Source organism: Brevundimonas sp. SH203 (assembly GCF_002157625.1).
Lineage (GTDB): Bacteria > Pseudomonadota > Alphaproteobacteria > Caulobacterales > Caulobacteraceae > Brevundimonas.
This window is the reverse complement of record NZ_BDMM01000001.1, coordinates 473,018-490,196: the sequence shown is the minus strand read 5'-3', so window position 1 is coordinate 490,196 and position 17,179 is coordinate 473,018. Positions and strand designations below refer to the sequence as shown.

The following is a 17,179-nucleotide window of genomic DNA, read 5'->3' as shown; positions in this document are numbered from 1 at the left end:
AACACCGAGGAGACGCCTGTGGTAGCGACCGTGCTGATCGTCATCGTGGCGCTGATCCACGCCTATATCGTGGTGCTGGAGATGGCGCTGTGGACCACGCCGCGCGGGCGAAAGGCCTTTGGCATGAGCGCCGAAAAGGCCGAGACGACCCGGGTGATGGCCGCCAATCAGGGCCTCTATAACGGCTTTCTGGTCGCGGGCCTGGCCTGGGGGCTGTGGCTGGACGCGGGCGGGTTTCAGGTCAAGGTCTTCTTCCTGGCCTGCGTGGTTGTGGCGGGGCTTTACGGCGCGGCGACGGTCAGTCGGAAGATTCTGCTGGTGCAGGCGGTTCCGGCCGGGCTGGCCCTGATCGCCCTGGCCTTGCATCTGTGAGGGAACGGCCGTCTGATTGCGACGCTATGTCGTCGAAAGGATTCATCCGATGAAGCGTCTCGCCATCGCCCTGACCGGCCTGTCCGCTCTAGCCCTGACCGCCTGCGCCAGCCTGGCGCCCTATGGCCAGCAGCGCGGGAGCGGCGGGCAGGGGTATTCCGAGCAGCGGATCGAGAGCAACCGATACCGCGTGACCTATAATGGCGTGGGCGCCGCCGGTCGCGTCGCCGACTGGGCGCTGGTCCGGGCGGCGGACCTGACCACCGAACAGGGCTATGAGTGGTTCGAGGTGACGCAGAGCTGGACCGACGGCCGCCCCGGCGGCGAGGGCGGGGTCCGCCCCAGCGTGTCCATCGGCGGCGGCAGCAGCCGATACGGCGGCTATTCCGCATCGGGCGTGGGCGTTGGCGTGGGCCTGAACTTCAGCGGGCCGCAGCCGACCTCGACCACGCTGGAGGTCGTCATGGGGCGGGGCGCCAAGCCGAACAGCCCGAACGCCTATGATGCGCGCTCGGTGCAGGGCGCCATCCCGCGCTGACCATCGCTTTCGTCGCGGTCCGCGTATAGAAGGCCGCACGATGACACGTTTTCTTCTCGTCGCGGCCGGCGGCGCCATCGGTTCGATGGCGCGCTATGGGCTGGGCGTCGCGGCCGGTCGGTGGGCGCCGAACGCCGGATGGCCGGTCGGCACCTTTGCGGCCAATGTCGCCGGCGGGCTGCTGATGGGGCTGCTGGTCGGCTGGCTGGCGTTTCGCGGCGGGGCGCAGCAGGAGGCGGTCAGGCTGTTCGCCGCCGTGGGGGTGCTGGGCGGGTTCACGACCTTTTCGTCCTATTCGCTGGAGGCGGTGCAGATGATCGAGCGCCGTCAGATCGGCCTGGCGGCCGCCTATGTGATCGGCTCGGTGGTCCTGGCCATCGGCGCCCTGTTCGTCGGCCTGATGATCGCCCGCCGCGCCCTTGGAGTTTCCGTTTGACCGACCAGCCGCCCGCAACCGACGCCCCCAAGCGCGAAGTCCTGACGCTCTATGTCGCCGAGGACGAGGACGGCATCCGGCTGGATCGTTGGTTCCGCCGGCGCTGGCCGCACCTGTCCAACATCCAGGTGCAGAAGATGGCCCGCAGCGGCCAGATCCGCGTCGATGGCGCCCGCATCAAGCCCGAAGGCCGCCTGACCGCCGGGGCCGCCGTGCGCGTGCCGCCGATCCCCGACGACACCTCGCGCCAGGCCGGGGACGCCCACACCCTGACCGAAAAGGACATCGCCTTCGCCAAGTCGCTGGTCCTGTACGAGGACGACATGGTCATCGCCCTGAACAAGCCGCATGGGCTGGCGGTGCAGGGCGGCACCAAGACCAGCCGCCACGTTGACCGTCTGCTGTCGGCCTGGGGCGAGGGGCTGGAGCGGCCGCGTCTGGTCCACCGGCTGGACCGCGACACGTCCGGCGTCCTGCTGCTGGGCAAGGGACCGGAGGCGGCCAAGCGGCTGGCGGGCGCCTTCGCGCGGCGTCAGGCCAAGAAGACCTATTGGGCCATCGTGATCGGCAATCCGAAACCCTATTCGGGCCAGATCGACATGCCGCTGAAGAAGACCGGCATCAACGACTTCGAGATGATGCGCCCGGCCGAGCGCAAGGACCCGCGCGCCGAACCGGCGGAAACCGCGTTCTCGACCATCAGCCGCGCCTCGCACCGGGCGGCGTGGATGGCGTTGCGGCCCTTCACCGGACGGACGCACCAGCTGCGCGCCCATATGGCCGGGATCGGCCACCCGATCCTGGGCGATCCGAAATACGGCGACGAGAAGTCGCGCGAACTGTCGGGACCGCTGAAGCTGCAACTGCACGCCCGCAGCATCGAACTGGACCACCCGCGCGGCGGCGTCCTGAAGGTCACGGCGCCCCTAAGCCCCGAAATGAAGGCCGGCTTCGCCCACTTCGGCTTCACCGAAGACGAGGCCGAGGACGACCCCTTCCTGGGCGTGAAGCGAATCCGGTGACGGCGAACGTCCAGGCTGAGGTCGAACGCGCCCAGGCCCTGGCGCGCGCCGGGCGGATGGAGGCGGCGCTGAGCCTGCTGGCGGCCGTGACGGGCCGGGCGGATACGCCGTGGCAGGCCCTGTCCATCCATGCCGACATGGCCAAGGCGGCGGGGCGGCTGGAGGACAGTCTGGCGCTGTCGCGGCGGCTGGTGAAGGTGCGCCCGCAAAGCGTTCCGGCGCGGCATAACATGGCCTCGACACTGGGCGATCTGGGGCGGGCGGCACAGGCGGAGGCCGTGTGTCGCGAGGCGATGGCATTGGGGGGCGATGCGCCCGAGACCTGGCTGGTGCTGGCCCGGGCGCTGCAATCGCAGAACCGATTCGATGCGGCCGAGGACGCCTATCGCCAGGCTCTGGCGCGCCGGCCCGGCTATGACGACGTTCTGAGAGATCTGAGCCAGTTGATCTGGATGCGCGACGCCGATGTCGCAGCCGCCAGCGCGCCGTTGGACGCCGCCATCGCGGCGGCGCCGGGCGATGCCGGGTTGCGGCGGATCAAGGCCAGACTGCTGGAGTATGCGGGCGACGCCGAGGAGGCGTATCGCACCCTGGTCGCCGGGCCTCTGGATGGACCGGGCGAACTGGCGGCGGCGCAGGCCTGTCTGACGCTGGACCCGCACCGGGCGCTGGATCATGCGAACCGGGCGGCGGCTCTGGCGGGGCCGGGCGCGCCGGCGGTGATGGTGACGCAGGCGGAATGCCTGCTGGCGCTGGGTCGGCCCGAAGAGGCGCTGGAGCCGATCACGGCGCTGAGGGCCAGGGAGCCGCTGAACCAGCACGTCTTGGCGCATCAGGCGACGGCGTGGCGGATGCTGGGCGACGCGCGCTATGGCCGGCTCTACGACTACGACGCCTTCGTGCGGCCCTATCGTCTGGAGACGCCGGCGGGGTGGGCGACGCTTGAGGATTATCTGGCCGATCTGGCGGCGGCGTTGCATGGTCTGCATCGGCTGAAGACCCATCCGGTGGGGCAGTCGTTGCGGGGCGGATCGCAGACGGCGGAGTCCCTGGCGCAGAGCGACGATCCGGCGATCCGCGCCTTCTTCACCGCCATCGACGCGCCGATCCGCGCCTATATGGCGGCGGTAGGCCGGGGCGACGATCCGCTGAGGGCGCGCAACACCGGCGGCTATCGCATCAAGGGCAGTTGGTCGGTGCGGCTGCGTCCGAACGGGTTTCACGCCGACCATATCCATTCGGACGGCTGGCTGTCCTCGGCCTGCCATATCGAACTGCCGACTGCGGTGACGGGCGAGGGGCGCGAGGGCTGGTTGCGGTTCGGCGCCCCGCCGGGCCTGCCCGACCTGAAGGCGGAACACCATGTGCGGCCGCAGGCGGGGACGCTGGTGCTGTTTCCTTCCTATATGTGGCACGGCACCCAGCCGTTCGGCGGCGAGGCGTCGCGCCTGACGCTGGCGTTCGACGTCGCGCCCGCCTGATCTTCGACGGAGTTTTCATGACCGACCAGTCCGCCTCGCATCGTCCGCGTTTCGTGGAGCTTTCGCCGGATCGTATCGCGCGGTTCTGGACCGAGGCGGGCGTGGGGACGCATCCCGGCGGGGGATGGGCGGTGCAGTTGGATGGGCGCACGCCCAAGACGCCGGACAAGGCGCCGCTGGTGCTGCCGACCGAGGCGGCGGCGCGGATGGCGGCGGAGGAGTGGGCGGCGCAGGGGGAGTTTCTGGACCCGTCGACCATGCCGGCGACGCGGCTGGCCTCGACCGCCATCGACCGGATCGGCGGCGCGCGCGAGGCGGTGGCGGACGAGATCGCGGCCTATGCCGGGTCGGACGTGGTCTGTTACCTGGCCGAGCATCCGACCGCCCTGGTCGAACGGCAGACCCGCGAATGGGGGCCGTGGCGCGACTGGGCCGCGCGCGAGATGGGGGTGGCGCTGGCGCCGACCCGCGGCATCGTTCACCAGCCGCAATCGCCCGAGGCCATCGCTCGGGTGAAGGCCCATGCCCTGACGCTGGACGATTTTCGCCTGACCGGGCTGGCGACGGCCGTGCCTCTGCTGGGGTCGGCGGTGCTGGCGCTGGCGGTCGAGCGGGGCGCGCTGGGCGGGGGCGAGGCCTTCGACCTGTCGCGGATCGACGAGGCGTTCCAGGAGGATCAGTGGGGCGTAGACGCCGAGGCGGCCGAACGCACCCAGGCGCGACGCGCCGAGGCGGAACTGCTGGATCGGTGGTTCAGGGCGCTGGGGTGAGGGATTCAGGCTGAGGCCGTAGAGGCCGCGATGATGGCCGCGCGTTCCTGATCGGTCAGGTGACGCCAGCGGCCCTCAGGCAGGTCGCCGAGTTTGAGCGGGCCGATGCGGATGCGGTAGAGGTCCACGACCTCCAGCCCGACCAGTTCGCACATACGGCGGATCTGGCGATACTTGCCCTCGGTCAGGACGAAGCGCAGGCGTTGCGGTTCGATCTGGGTGACGCGGGCGGGTTTCAGCGGCTTGTCGTTTAGGGACAGGCCGTGGCGCAGCTTGCTGAGCTTGCCCTCGGTGATCTGGCCTTCGACGACGACCAGATATTCCTTGTCCAGTTCCGACGCCGGGCCGATCACCGCCTTGGCCACCACGCCGTCGGAAGACAGCAGCAGAAGACCGCGCGAATCCTCGTCCAGCCGGCCGATGGGGGGCAGGGAGGCGTCGCGGGCGGGCGTTTCGCCCTCGCCCACGCGATTGGGGGTCTTCAACAGGCGCACGGCGGGGATCTTGCCGGGGTCGGGCTGGCCCGAAACGAAGCCGACCGGCTTGTGCAGCACCAGGGTCATGCCGGTCGCTAGAGCCGCCTGGGCGGTGTCGTTCAGGGTCAGGGTCTCGCCCGGCTGAATCTTGCGCCCCGCGTCGGTGATGGTTTCTCCGTCGATGGAGACCAGGCCGTTGGCGATCAGGCTGTCGGCCTCGCGCCGGGAACAGACGCCGGACTGGCCCAGCCATTTGTTCACGCGAACGGGTTCGTCGCCGTCATAGGTGCGGGTGAAGGCCATGCGATTCCGTCGTCCAGTCGATGCGGTTGTCTAGAGCCGGGGTTGGACGCGGGCAAGGCGGGGGTTGGGCTTCAGCAAAGACGCCCATGGGGTTCCCGGTCGTCGGGTTGATGCGCGGCGCATCGACACTATATCGTTCGGCATACTCCCATCAGTCAGAGTGTCGGACGGCCTTGGTCGTGTCCGTCGATGTCTGTTTTTCTGGCGACGGGGGTGAGGGATCAGCGCGCTTCGGGCGGTGAATCCGAAACACTATTGAAACCGACAAAGGATACGTCTTGTACGCTCAAAACAAATCTTCCGCTGGACCGCGCCGCAACGGCTTCAACCGCCCCGTTCCTACCCGTCTTCGCATGGGTCTGGTGATGCGGCGCGATATGGCGTTCGGGGCGCTGGGCGATGTGGAAGGCGCGTTGCGGGGCGAGGGCGTGGGGCTGGCGCCGATGTCGACCGGCGAGGCCAGCCTGTCGGCGGGCGGCGTGACGGTGCTGGCCACCGCCACGGCCCGGGACATCGCGGAAGGCCGCCTGAAGGGGCTGGTCGTGCCCGGCGGATCGAGCGACGAGGCGTCGCTGGCGGCGGTGCGTTCGCTGATCGACCTGGCGCGCGCCGACGACCTGACCATCCTCGCCTTCGCCGACGGGGTCGCGCTGACGGCCGAGCGGTTCGGGGTGGACGTCGAGGCCGAGGCGGCGATCTTCGGCGGCGGTCGGACGGTCGTGCTGAACGAACGGGCGGACCTGTCGAAGGCGGTCGCAGCCCTGTCCTGACTGGATGGGCCTGATCAGACGGTTCTGAACAGAAGCATCAGGTTTTCGGCGGGCATCGGGACGCGCAGGGTGGCGATCAGGCCGTGGGCGCGGGCCAGGGTCTGGACGGCGTCGCGGTCGCGCAGGCCCCAGTCGGGATTGCGCGACTTCAGGCTGGCGTCGAAGGCGGCGTTGGACGGCGCCAGTGGAACCTCCGTCTCCCGATAGGGACCGTAGAGAACCAGAAGACCGCCCGGACGTCGCAAGATCCGGCCCGCCAGATCCATCAGCCCCTCGGTCGCCGACCAGGGGCTGATGTGCGTCATGTTCGCGCAATAGACGGCGTCGAACGGCCCGGTCGGCCAGGTCGTCGGGTCCTGCGCGTCCAGCGCCAGCGGCGGCGCGAGATGGGGCAGGGCGGTCGCGCGGGTCCAGGCGGCGATGCTGTCGCGCGCCTCGGCGCTGGGGTCGCTCGGCGTCCAGCGCAGGCCGGGCAGGGCGGCTGAAAAGGCGACGGCGTGTTCGCCCGAGCCGGAGGCGATCTCCAGCACCGATCCGGCGGCCGGAAGATGGGCGCGCAGGACGCGCAGGATCGGCTCCGCATTGCGGCGCGCGGCCGGCGAGGTCAGGGCGCCGTCGGGCAGGGCGGCGATGGAATCCAGACTGTTCATACGCTCTGATACCGCCAGACGGCGTTCAGGGCATCTGCGATTTCTTGCCGCCAAAGCAGGGCGATCCGCCGATTTCTTGCACGATTTGACGCGGAGGGACCGGGGGCGCAATTCGGCTGTAACAGTGCGTGATCGTAATGTTTTCGGGCCATGGCGGCGTCAGATCGCCAGGCCTCCCTTGCTCAGGAGACGTCCTTGTCCATTTCCACCACGCCCGGATTGCGTCCGGCGCCCACCGCCCATGCCGGGCTGATCGCCTGGGTCGAGCAGATCGCCGCCCTGACAAAGCCTGATCGCGTCCACTGGTGCGACGGATCGGAGGCCGAGAAACAGGCCATCGTCGCCGACCTGTTGGCCAAGGGCACGCTGAAGACGCTGGATCAGGACAGGCGGCCGGGCTGCTATTACGCCGCGTCCGATCCGCGCGACGTGGCGCGGGTCGAAAGCCGGACCTTCATCTGTTTCGAAGATGAAGCGGACGCCGGGCCGACCAACAACTGGGCCGATCCGATCGAGATGCGCGACCGTCTGGCGGGCCTGTTCGACGGCTGCATGGCCGGGCGGACGATGTATGTCGCGCCCTTCTGCATGGGGCCGCTGGGGTCCGAGATCAGCGCCCTGAGCGTCGAGATCACCGACAGCGGCTATGTCGCCCTGTCGATGGGGGTGATGACGCGGATGGGCAGGCCAGCGCTGGACCAACTGGGCGACAAGGGGGTGTTCGTGCCCGCCGTCCATACGCTGGGCGCGCCGCTGGCCGAGGGACAGGCGGACGTGGCCTGGCCCTGCAACGACGACAAATGGATCGTTCACTTCCCGGAAACGCGCGAAATCTGGTCCTATGGCTCCGGCTATGGCGGCAACGCCCTGTTGGGCAAGAAATGCTATGCGCTGCGGATCGCCTCGGTCATGGCCCGCGACGAGGGCTGGCTGGCCGAACATATGCTGATCCTGAAGCTGACCGATCCGAAGGGACGGGCGAAGTATGTGGCCGCCGCCTTCCCCTCGGCCTGCGGCAAGACCAATCTGGCCATGCTGCAACCCAGCCTGCCGGGCTGGAAGGCGGAAACCATCGGCGACGACATCGCCTGGATGCGGTTCGGGGACGACGGGCGGCTGTACGCCGTGAACCCGGAGGCGGGCTTCTTCGGTGTGGCGCCCGGCACCAGCCGCGACACCAACCACAATGCGCTGGAGACGCTGGCCACCAACACCATCTTCACCAACACCGCCCTGACCGCCGACGGCGACGTGTGGTGGGAGGGGATGACGAAGACCGCGCCCGAGGGCCTGACCAACTGGAAGGGTCAGCCGCACGATCCGGCGTCGGGCGAACCGGCGGCGCATCCGAATGCGCGTTTCGCCTCGCCCGCCGGCCAGTGCCCGGCCATCGCGCCGGAATGGGAAGACCCGAAAGGCGTGCCCATCGACGCCATCCTGTTCGGCGGACGCCGGGCCAGCGCGGTGCCGCTGGTGACGGAGGCGTTCGACTGGGAGCATGGGGTCTTCATGGGCTCGACCGTGGCGTCGGAAGGCACGGCGGCGGCCGAGAACAAGGTCGGGGAGCTGCGCCGCGACCCGTTCGCCATGCTGCCCTTCTGCGGCTACAACATGGGGGACTATTTCGCCCACTGGCTGAAGATGGGGCAGGGGCGCGAGGCGTCGAAAGTGCCGCGCATCTTCTTCGTCAACTGGTTCAGGAAGGATCAGGACGGGCGGTTCGTCTGGCCCGGGTTCGGCGACAATGCGCGCGTGTTGAAGTGGATTTCGGAGCGGATCGACGGCGAGGCGGAGGCGGTGGACACGCCGGTCGGCCGCGTACCGACGCCCGAGGCGCTGGACCTGTCGGGTCTGACGCTGACGCCGGCGCAGATGGCGATCCTGCTGGATGTGGACGCCGGCGTCTGGGCCGAGGAGGCGGCGCTAATTCCCGACTTCTATCGCCGGTTCGGCGAGCGGCTGCCGACCGCGCTGTGGGACCAGCACGCGGCGCTGCTCGCGCGGCTGGACCGGGCGGCGGGCGCGGCCATGGCGGCGGAATAGTCAGCCGAGGCTTGCATTGAGGGCGTCGCGGGCCGATCAGACGGGCCGTGACGTCTTCTCCTCCCATCGTGATCGTCGGCGCCGGGGTGCTGGGCCTCTGCACCGCGTTCGAACTGCATCGGCGCGGCCGATCCGTCGTGGTGATCGATCCGGGCGGCGCGAACGCCTCGGCGGTGGCGGCGGGCATGATCGCCCCGGCGATGGAGGCGGCGATCGACGACGCCTCGCCCGAACGCGCCGCCCTGTTTCGCGTCTCCCGCGACCTGTGGCCCGACTTCGCCCGGGCGGCGGGGATCGCGCTGGCGCGCCGGCCGGCGGAGTGGCGCGGCGGGGATGCGGCCGGGATCGCCGCGCGGATGCGGACGCTGGGCTTTCAGGCGCGGCTGGACGGCGAGCGGGTCGTTACGGACGAGGAATATCAGGTCGATCCGGGGCAGGCGCTGGCGGCGATGACGGCGGCCCTGGGCGATGCGGTGGTGAACGGCCGCGTGAAGGCGGTTTCGCGCCTGGACGACGGTTGGCGCGTGGAGACGGATCGCGGGACGCTGAGGGCGCGCGCGCTCGTGCTGGCGACGGGCGCTGAGGGCGCCATTGCGGGCCTGCCCGAGGCGGTGCGAGAACAGGTCGCGGCGATCCAGCCCGTTCGCGGTCAGATCGGGATGACGAAACAGACGCTGGCCGGCCATGTGGTGCGCGGCACCGGCGCCTATGTCGCGCCGATGGGGGCGGGCGTGGTCGTGGGGGCGACGATGGAGCCGGGGCGTCGCGACACGGCGCCGGACGCGGCGACGGGCGAACGGCTGCTGGAGGCCGCCTGGCGCGTGCTGGGCCGGACGCCCGAGACGCTGGAGATCGACTGGCGGGCGGGCGTGCGCGGGGCCAGCGCCGACGGCCTGCCGCTGGCGGGCGCCGCGCCGGGCGGACAGGGGGTGTTCATGGCCCTGGCGCCGCGTCGCAACGGCTGGCTGCTGGGGCCGCTGGTCGGGGCGGCGGTCGCGGATGCGATCGAGGGGGAGCCTGCGTCGCCGCACGCCCGCACCCTCGATCCCGGCCGGTTCTAGTCCGCCATCGCGAAGCGGACGGTGAAGTTGACCGTGGCGCCGTCGACGGGGCGGCCGTCCACGGTGCGCGGGTTCATGCGGAAGTCGCGCGTCAGGCTCTGGGCCGCACGACCGAAGCCTTGGCCGTTCGGGGTTTCACCGACGACGCGACAGCCGGTCAGGCCGCCGTCCACCCGCACCACGCAGCTGAGGCTGGCGGAACCCGGCGTGCCGTTCTCGGCCGCGCGGGTCGGATAGGCGCGCGCCATCTGGGCGGCGGACGGCCGACTGGCCCAGGTCGGGTTGTTGATCACAGAGGGCGCGCGGGGCGGCGTCTCGACCGTCGCCGTGCCGCCCTCCACGCCGGTTGGAGCGGTGCTGACGATCAGCTGTCCGGGCGGCGCCGTGTTCGCCGGGTTCTCGGGCGGGGCCAGGGGAACGGGCGGCATGATGGTCGGCACGGTCAAGGTCGGCTTATGGATCGGCGTCGGCGGGGCCGCCGTGACGGTGGGCGGAAGCGGCTTGGGCTCCGGGGGCTTCTCCATAGTGACCGTGAAGATCGGGTCTTCAATGACCGGATCATCCACGCCGCTCAGCTGGAACCGCTGATTGTAAAGCACGATCCCGGCCCCGACGTGCAGGATCACCGAGACGCCGATGGCGGCCAGCATCCAGCGCGGGATGGGTTTCTTGCGCTCCCCGAAGTCGATGGGGCTGATCAAGCCGGGTCCGCCGGCGGTTTGCATCATCATGGCCTAACTCCCTCGTTCACCGCCCCCGCAGCGCCCTTAAGGTGAAGTTGAGCGCGCAGGTTGTGGCGGCTTTGCGGCGAGGCGCCCGCGTTCGGCAAAGGTCGATCCGTTAACGGCGCTGTTAAGGATTAGGGATTGGTTAACCACGTTCGCCGACCATCGCGCGCATGGGCATCGGAGCGATTCCATCGGCAGGCGGCGTGGAGGCGGCGATCAGGCGCGCCTCGGCGGCCGTGGGCGTGGACTATGACTTCATGGTCAAGACCGCGCGCCGCGAAAGCGCGATGAATCCCTCGGCCAAGGCCCCGACCTCCTCGGCGGCGGGCCTGTTCCAGTTCATCGAACAGACCTGGCTGGGCACGGTCAAGCAGCACGGCGCCCAGCACGGTTACGGCCAGTACGCGGACCTGATCCATCGGGGATCGGACGGGCGCTGGCGCGTGGAGGGTTCGGCGCGCAACGTGGTGCTGGACCTGCGGTTCGATCCGCATGCGGCCTCGGCCATGGCGGCGGAGCTGACGGCGTCGAACGCCGCCTATCTGCGCGGCCGCACGGGCAAGGAGCCGGGGGCGGGCGATCTGTACGCCGCCCACTTCCTGGGACCGGCGGGGGCGGCGGACCTGATGCAGGCGATGGACCGCAATCCGGGCGGCAGCGCGGCGGCGATGTTCCCACAGGCCGCGCGGGCCAACCGCAGCATCTTCTATCGCGACGGGCGGGCCGCGACGGTGGCCGAGGTTCACGCCAATCTGCAGCGCACGGCGGGGCAGGGCGCGCCGGCGGCCGGTTCGGGCGAGACGCGCTATTCGACGCCCAGCCTGAGCGAACAGGACCAGATGCTGGCCGCGCGCATGGATCGGCTGAAGCAGGATCAGGGGCTTCTGGCCCTGCTGCTGGGGCAGGACGGATCGTCCAGCAGGGGCTTCGGCGGAGCGTTTTCGCCGACGGGCAAGGAAACGACCTGATCGGCGAATTTCAGCCGATGGTAAACCGCCCGTTAAGCATGGCAGTCTCATTTTGGGATCATCGCCCGATTCCCTGACGAGCCGTCCATGACCGCCTATCGCGCACGCCTGACCGAAGTGGACATTCGTCGCCTTATCAAGGCGGCGGACGACGATGAACGCGCCGAGGCGGCGCACAAGCTGTGCCGCAATATGGAGCGCGCCGAACTGGGCGACGAGGACCGGGCGGCGGCGCAGAAGATCCTGCGGATGCTGGCCAACGACGCCGCCGAACTGGTGCGGCGGGCCATGGCGGTGACGCTGAAGGCGTCGGACCTGATCCCCAACGACGTGGCGCGAAAACTGGCGGGCGACCTGGACAGCATCGCCCTGCCGATCATCGCCGCCTCGCCCGCGTTCAGCGACGAGGATCTGATCGAGATCGTGCGCGCCGGTTCGGTGGTGCGGCAGGTGGCGGTGGCGGGCCGGGCGCGGGTGTCGCGCGACGTCGCCGACGTTCTGGCCGGCGAGGGGTGCGAGCAGGCCGTGCGGGTGCTGGCCGCCAACGACAACGCTGATCTGTCCGAACCGTCCCTGGGCGTGGTGGTCGAGCGGTTCGCTGAGGCGCCGGACGTGCTGACCGCCGTGGCCTATCGCCAGGTTCTGCCGCTGGGCGTCACCGAACGGCTGATCCAATTGGCCAGCGACACGGTGCGCGAACATCTGATCAGCCGGCACGCCGTGGCGCCCGAGACCGCCATTCGCCTGGCCCAATATGCGCGCGAGCGCACGACGGTCGATCTGGTCGATCAGGCGGGCGTCAGCGCGGACCTGGCGGCTTTCATGACGCAGCTGAACGCGCGCCGGGTGCTGAACGCCTCGCTGCTGCTGCGCGGTCTGGCGCGGGGGCAGATGGCCATGTTCGAATATGGTCTGGCCGAGCTGGCCAATACGCCGCATCACCGCGCCTGGCTGATGGTTCACGACGCCGGGCCGTTGGGGCTGAAGGCCATCTATGACCGGGCGGGATTGCCGCCGCGCCTGTTCCCCGCCTTTCGCGCCGGGGTGGACACCTGGCGGGCGCTGGCGGCCGAGGGGATCGACACCTCCAGCGCCCTGTTCCGCGAACAGATGCTGGAGCGGTTCCTGACCCAGCGGCCGAACGTGCTGCGCGACGACCTGGCCTATCTGATGGAGCGGTTGGACCAGTCGCCCAGCGCCCATTCCGCCGCCGCCGCCAACGCCGCCTGAGCGCCGCCCGAGGGCCGGAAGACAAAAGGCCCGCCGTTCGGCGGGCCTTTTTCGTTGTTGTGATGTAGCCGGGTTCAGCCCGCCAGATGCTGGGCGACCCGCTGTTCCAGGGTTTCGGCCAGGGCGCGGCCGGTGGGATGTTCGTCGGTCTTGATCTGGTCGCGGACGACGGCGCGGATGGCGTCGATATGGGCGTCCAGCACCGCGACGGGGGCCGACATCCGGCGCTGGGCGTCGTCCAGCATCTTGCACAGCGATCCGGCGATGCGCGTCACGAGCGGGTATTCATAGGTGGTGCCCAGCCCCTTCAGGTCGTGGGCGCGGAAATACAGGGCCTCGGCGGTGGCGGGGGTGTAGCCCTGCTCGCGAATGTCGGCCTGGGCCTTGTCCAGCTTGTCGATCTCGTCGTTCAGCCACTGGCCGAACTGGGCCGACATGGCCTTCAGGGCCTCTTCGGCCTTGGCGATGGCGTCGGCGTTGATGCCGAAACCGCCGCCGACCTTCATACGCAGGGCGTTGGTCGGAGGGGTGATCTGCGCCGGGTTGCTCATGGCGGACTCCATAGGTCTTTCACGGAACCCTAGAGCGCTGGCCTTAAGAAGCCGTCACCAGTCAGTTGGCGAACTGTTCGGCGATCACGCGCTCGTCGAACGAACGGCCCGCGTCGAACAGCATGGTCAGGGCCACGTCGCGCCGTTCGCGCACCTCGACGCGGGCGACGCGGCGGACCTCGAAGTTGTCGGCGGTGGCCGAGACGGGGCGTTTGTCGGCCTCCAGCACATCGAACCGCACCCTGGCGCCGTGAGACAAGAGGGCGCCGCGCCAGCGCCGGGGGCGAAACGCGCTGATCGGCGTCAGGGCCAGGATGCGGGCGTCGAGCGGTATGATGGGGCCGTGGGCCGACAGGTTGTAGGCGGTCGATCCGGCGGGCGTGGCCACAAGACAGCCGTCGCAGGACAGCTCCTCCAGCCGCACGCGGTCGTCGACGGTGATCCTGAGCTTGGCGCTCTGGCGCGTCTGGCGCAGCAGGGAGACTTCGTTGATGGCCAGGCCGGTGTGGACCTCGCCCGCCTCGGTCCAGGCGTCCATCTGCAGGGGGTGGATCAGGGTGCGTTCGGCCGTGGCGACCCGTTCCAGCAGGCCGTCCTCGTCATAGTCGTTCATCAGGAAGCCGACCGAGCCCCGGTTCATGCCATAGACGGGCGTGCGGCGGCGCAGATTGGCGTGCAGCGTCTCCAGCATCTGGCCGTCGCCGCCCAGGGCCACGATGACGTCGGCCTCCTCCTCGGCCACCGCCCCATAGCGGGCGATCAGGGCCGCGCGCGCCTCCTGCGCCTCGGGGCGGTCGCTGGCGACGAATGCCAGCGATGGGACGGGGGCGGTGAGGGTCGAGGCGGGCTGGGTCACGGGGCGACGTGAGCCGAGCTTGACGGCGAAGTCAAACGATCGCGGGGTTTTCCATCATCTGACGGAAGGCGCGGGCGGCGGAATGGGCGTTCATCGGCGTGGCGGTCCAGCCGCCGCCGCCGGGCAGGCCGCCCGACAGCTTGCGCACCTCGACCAGCAGGGAGGCGAAGACCGCCTTGTCCACCCCGACGGAGATGCAGGCCAGATAGAGCGGCTCGGCCGTGGGGGCGCGCACGGCGTGATGGACCTGGGCGTCGCTGAAGCCGCCAAGGACCACCAGCGCCTGTTCGAACAGTTCGAAACGCTGCTCGCGCAGGGCGCGGACCAGAAGGCCGGGGCGCAGCTGGCCGGCGGCCTGAAGCTTGTCGACCAGACGGCGCTCCATCTCGGCGCGTTCGCGGTTCTCGGCCAGACGGCTGTTGGGGGCGGGGCGCCATTCCGGCGTGCCGACGGCGACGGTCGCGGCCTGCTGGACGGCGGCGTTCAGCCGGGCGTCGTCGATGCGGAACCGTTCGCCGATGGACTGGCGCAGGGCCTGACCGACCCATTGATAGAGTTCCTGGGCCAGATCCTCGTTCAGGCGGGGATGGCGGGTCAGGGGCGCGCGCAGGCCGGCGACGCGGCGCGATTGATCGACCAGCCGGCGCATGGCCGTCTCGCCGATCCGGGCGGTGCGGTTCGAGGCCAGGGCGGTCATGGTCACGGCCTCGCCGCGATCCACGATGGCGTCGCACACGGCGCCCGACAGACCGGGCCGGCGGGCCACGGCGATCTGATGCTCCAGCGTCGCCTCGATCAGCAGACGGATCAGGTCGGCGTCCTTCAACAGCGGGCTGGAGGCGATGACGGGGCGGGCGATCTCGATCTCGTCCAGCGCCAGCATATTGACCAGGGCGGGCGGGGCCCAGTCGACGCCGGCGATTCGTTCAGCCAGGGCCAGGCGGATGTCGCGCTCGGCCTGGGCGGTCAGGGTCAGGAAGATGTCGGCGAGCAGGGGCGCAAGGCTGGGCGGCGGCGCGGCGGTCTCGCACAGGCCCGTGACCTGGAGCAGCAGCCGCTGGCGATCCTCGGCCGACCGGCTGCGGGCCAGTCCCAGCATCTGCGCCACGGTGCGGTCGTCCCAGCTGTCGCGGGTCGGCTCCAGTTGAACGACAGACACAGCGGCTCCCCGAACCGTCGATGGACGATGCAAGCGTAAGTAAACGCCGTTAAGGCAGGGTTAACCACGTCCTGGCGCGCCGGGATGACGTTGCGTCAGCCTTGGTCTTGGCGCTTGACGCCGCGCGCGTCGAGGGGGACGGTTCGCCCAACGCCCATTCAGAGGCAGGAGGAAACCATGGCGGACGGCGCCAATCCCTCGATCAAGTCCCGCGTGTCCGAGGCCGAATGGCAGGCGCGCGTCGAACTGGCGGCGCTTTACCGGCTGGTCGCGCTGCACGGCTGGGACGACATGATCTTCACCCATATTTCGGCCCGCGTGCCGGGGCCGGAGCATCATTTCCTGATCAACCCCTACGGCTTCTATTTCGACGAGATCACCGCTTCCTCGCTGGTGAAGGTCGATCTGGAAGGCAACATCGTCCAAGACACGACCAACTTCATCAATCCGGCGGGCTTCACCATCCACTCGGCCGTCCACGCCGCGCGCGAGGACGCCAAGTTCGTCATCCACCTGCACACGGTGAACGGCGTCGGGGTGGCGGCCCAGGCCGAGGGGCTGCTGCCGATCAGCCAGAATGCGTGTTTACTGCAGCATCAGGTTGCGTATCATGGATACGAGGGGTTGGCCCTGAACCATGACGAACGCGAACGTCTGGTCGCCGACCTGGGGGACAAGCCGATGATGCTGCTGCGCAACCACGGCACTTTGGCGGTCGGGGAGACGGCGGCGCAGGCATGGATCGGCATCTTCTTCCTGGAACGGGCCTGCGCGCAGCAGGTGGCGGCGTTGTCGGGCGGACGCGAGCATGTTCTGCTGGCCCCGGACGCGGCGCAGGAAGAGACGAAGGAGCAGGGACGGGGCATCGGCTTCGTCTCGGCCCTGGCCTGGCCGGGCGCGCTGCGGCAGCTGGAGCGCAAGTCGCCGGGCTACGACGCCTGATCCTGGCGGCGGCGGGGGGCGTTCTGTCCCTCGGCGTCGCCCAGACGGCCCAGGCCGGCGCCTGGGTCCAGCCCAAAGGCCAGGGGCAGGCCATCGTCAAATACGAGCGGCTGAAGGCCGACAGCGGTTTCGATCCGTCCGGCGACGAGACGCCCTTGCCCGCCATCCGGCGTGACGCGCGGCTGGGCCTGTTCGCCGAATACGGGGCGACCGATCGGCTGACGCTGCAGCTGAAGACCGACTGGCAGGAGGGCGAGGACGCCTTCATCGACTACGAGGGGCGCGGGCCGGTCGAGATCGGCGCGACGTGGCAGGTGTTCCGCGACGACCGCAACGCCGTCAGCCTTTACGGCGGTTACAGCCGGGCGGGCGAGGGACGAAACGCGGACTATGCGCCGCCCGGCGTAGGCGAACACGACTGGGAGGCGCGGCTGTCGGCAGGGCGGTCGATGGGGCCGCGATGGGGGATGAACCAGACCTTTGTGGAGATTCAGGCCGCGCGGCGTCTGCGCGACGGTCTGCCGGACGAGACGCGGATCGACGCCACGGCGGGCGCGCGGTTCGGCGGCGGCTGGATGGCGCTGGGCCAGGTCTATGGCGGGGCGGCGGACGGCGGCGCGCGCTGGCTGTCGGTCGAGGCGTCGGTGGTGCGCGACCTGGGCCGATGGAGCCTGCAGGCCGGATGGAGACAAACGGTCGCAGGGCGCGAGACGCCCGTCGCGCACGGCCCGACCCTGGCGCTCTGGCGTCGCTTCTAGAGCGGAATTCCGCGACGGAAACGGCCGCGCGGCGCGTTAGTCTCAGATTACGTTGCGCAAGCCGC

The 17,179-nt window shown here is 69.9% G+C and carries 19 protein-coding genes; 13 read left to right on the top strand and 6 right to left on the bottom strand.

All coding sequences use genetic code 11. The annotated features are described in order from the left end of the window. Window positions 1-18 precede the first annotated feature (18 nt). The 6 genes from SH203_RS02455 to SH203_RS02430 are packed head-to-tail and all read left to right on the top strand — an operon-like array spanning window position 19 to window position 4,619. Window positions 19-372 carry a DUF1304 domain-containing protein gene (locus tag SH203_RS02455; RefSeq protein WP_087119263.1) on the top strand — a complete coding sequence of 118 codons (354 nt, stop codon included), beginning with the start codon at window positions 19-21 and terminating at the stop codon, window positions 370-372. Between the two features lie 49 nt (window positions 373-421). Next, on the top strand, window positions 422-910 hold the full coding sequence (locus SH203_RS02450) for a hypothetical protein (protein ID WP_087119548.1): 489 nt from the start codon (window positions 422-424) through the stop codon (window positions 908-910). A gap of 40 nt (window positions 911-950) precedes the next feature. Next, the gene (crcB, locus tag SH203_RS02445; RefSeq protein WP_087119262.1) at window positions 951-1,346 is read left to right on the top strand and encodes a fluoride efflux transporter CrcB; all 396 of its coding nucleotides are present in this window, start codon (window positions 951-953) and stop codon (window positions 1,344-1,346) included. Beyond that, window positions 1,343-2,368: an RluA family pseudouridine synthase gene (locus SH203_RS02440; RefSeq protein ID WP_087119261.1), complete on the top strand. Its 1,026-nt coding sequence runs from the start codon at window positions 1,343-1,345 to the stop codon at window positions 2,366-2,368. The genes crcB and SH203_RS02440 overlap by 4 nt, the downstream gene beginning before the upstream one ends. Beyond that, window positions 2,365-3,849: a putative 2OG-Fe(II) oxygenase gene (locus SH203_RS02435; protein WP_087119260.1), complete on the top strand. Its 1,485-nt coding sequence runs from the start codon at window positions 2,365-2,367 to the stop codon at window positions 3,847-3,849. The genes SH203_RS02440 and SH203_RS02435 overlap by 4 nt, the downstream gene beginning before the upstream one ends. Before the next feature lie 17 nt (window positions 3,850-3,866). Then, window positions 3,867-4,619, top strand: coding sequence for an ATP12 family chaperone protein (locus SH203_RS02430; RefSeq protein WP_087119259.1), 753 nt, complete (start codon window positions 3,867-3,869; stop codon window positions 4,617-4,619). Between the two features lie 5 nt (window positions 4,620-4,624). On the opposite strand, the gene SH203_RS02425 is transcribed toward SH203_RS02430, so the two are convergent. Beyond that, window positions 4,625-5,398 carry a pseudouridine synthase gene (locus SH203_RS02425; protein ID WP_087119258.1) on the bottom strand — a complete coding sequence of 258 codons (774 nt, stop codon included), beginning with the start codon at window positions 5,396-5,398 and terminating at the stop codon, window positions 4,625-4,627. Between the two features lie 365 nt (window positions 5,399-5,763). Here SH203_RS02425 and SH203_RS02420 point away from each other — a divergent pair, with 365 nt between their 5' ends. Continuing rightward, window positions 5,764-6,168, top strand: coding sequence for a hypothetical protein (locus SH203_RS02420; RefSeq protein ID WP_200808765.1), 405 nt, complete (start codon window positions 5,764-5,766; stop codon window positions 6,166-6,168). A gap of 14 nt (window positions 6,169-6,182) precedes the next feature. Here SH203_RS02420 and SH203_RS02415 read toward each other — a convergent pair whose 3' ends face one another. Next, entirely contained in the window at window positions 6,183-6,818 is a 636-nt protein-coding gene (locus SH203_RS02415) for a DUF938 domain-containing protein (protein WP_087119256.1), read from the bottom strand. A gap of 150 nt (window positions 6,819-6,968) precedes the next feature. Here SH203_RS02415 and SH203_RS02410 point away from each other — a divergent pair, with 150 nt between their 5' ends. Both SH203_RS02410 and SH203_RS02405 read left to right on the top strand, forming a co-directional pair. After that, window positions 6,969-8,861 (top strand): phosphoenolpyruvate carboxykinase (GTP), encoded by a 1,893-nt coding sequence (locus SH203_RS02410; protein ID WP_200808764.1) that lies wholly within the window; start codon window positions 6,969-6,971, stop codon window positions 8,859-8,861. 47 nt (window positions 8,862-8,908) lie between these two features. Beyond that, window positions 8,909-9,922 carry an FAD-binding oxidoreductase gene (locus SH203_RS02405; protein WP_234989349.1) on the top strand — a complete coding sequence of 338 codons (1,014 nt, stop codon included), beginning with the start codon at window positions 8,909-8,911 and terminating at the stop codon, window positions 9,920-9,922. On the opposite strand, the gene SH203_RS02400 is transcribed toward SH203_RS02405, so the two are convergent. Then, window positions 9,919-10,653 carry a TonB family protein gene (locus SH203_RS02400; RefSeq protein ID WP_087119253.1) on the bottom strand — a complete coding sequence of 245 codons (735 nt, stop codon included), beginning with the start codon at window positions 10,651-10,653 and terminating at the stop codon, window positions 9,919-9,921. The two genes, SH203_RS02405 and SH203_RS02400, sit on opposite strands and share 4 nt — an antisense overlap. A 167-nt stretch (window positions 10,654-10,820) precedes the next feature. Between SH203_RS02400 and SH203_RS02395 the strand changes: the two genes are divergently transcribed. After that, a complete protein-coding gene (locus SH203_RS02395) occupies window positions 10,821-11,618 on the top strand; it encodes a transglycosylase SLT domain-containing protein (protein ID WP_087119252.1) in 798 nt (265 codons plus the stop codon). 87 nt (window positions 11,619-11,705) lie between these two features. Next, window positions 11,706-12,848: a DUF2336 domain-containing protein gene (locus SH203_RS02390; RefSeq protein WP_087119251.1), complete on the top strand. Its 1,143-nt coding sequence runs from the start codon at window positions 11,706-11,708 to the stop codon at window positions 12,846-12,848. 74 nt (window positions 12,849-12,922) lie between these two features. Here the strand turns inward: SH203_RS02390 and SH203_RS02385 are convergent, their stop codons facing one another. From SH203_RS02385 to SH203_RS02375, 3 genes are all read right to left on the bottom strand, one after another. Further along, window positions 12,923-13,399, bottom strand: coding sequence for an Hpt domain-containing protein (locus SH203_RS02385; protein WP_087119547.1), 477 nt, complete (start codon window positions 13,397-13,399; stop codon window positions 12,923-12,925). Between the two features lie 61 nt (window positions 13,400-13,460). Continuing rightward, on the bottom strand, window positions 13,461-14,255 hold the full coding sequence (locus tag SH203_RS02380) for an NAD kinase (RefSeq protein WP_200808763.1): 795 nt from the start codon (window positions 14,253-14,255) through the stop codon (window positions 13,461-13,463). A 31-nt stretch (window positions 14,256-14,286) separates the two neighbouring features. Then, complete coding sequence (locus SH203_RS02375) at window positions 14,287-15,414, bottom strand: DUF2336 domain-containing protein (RefSeq protein ID WP_087119250.1); 1,128 nt, start codon at window positions 15,412-15,414, stop codon at window positions 14,287-14,289. Window positions 15,415-15,591: 177 nt separating this feature from the next. On the opposite strand from SH203_RS02375, the gene SH203_RS02370 reads away from it, so the two are divergent. After that, on the top strand, window positions 15,592-16,356 hold the full coding sequence (locus tag SH203_RS02370) for a class II aldolase/adducin family protein (protein WP_087119249.1): 765 nt from the start codon (window positions 15,592-15,594) through the stop codon (window positions 16,354-16,356). 155 nt (window positions 16,357-16,511) lie between these two features. After that, window positions 16,512-17,114 (top strand): hypothetical protein, encoded by a 603-nt coding sequence (locus SH203_RS02365; protein WP_234989348.1) that lies wholly within the window; start codon window positions 16,512-16,514, stop codon window positions 17,112-17,114. Window positions 17,115-17,179: the final 65 nt, after the last annotated feature.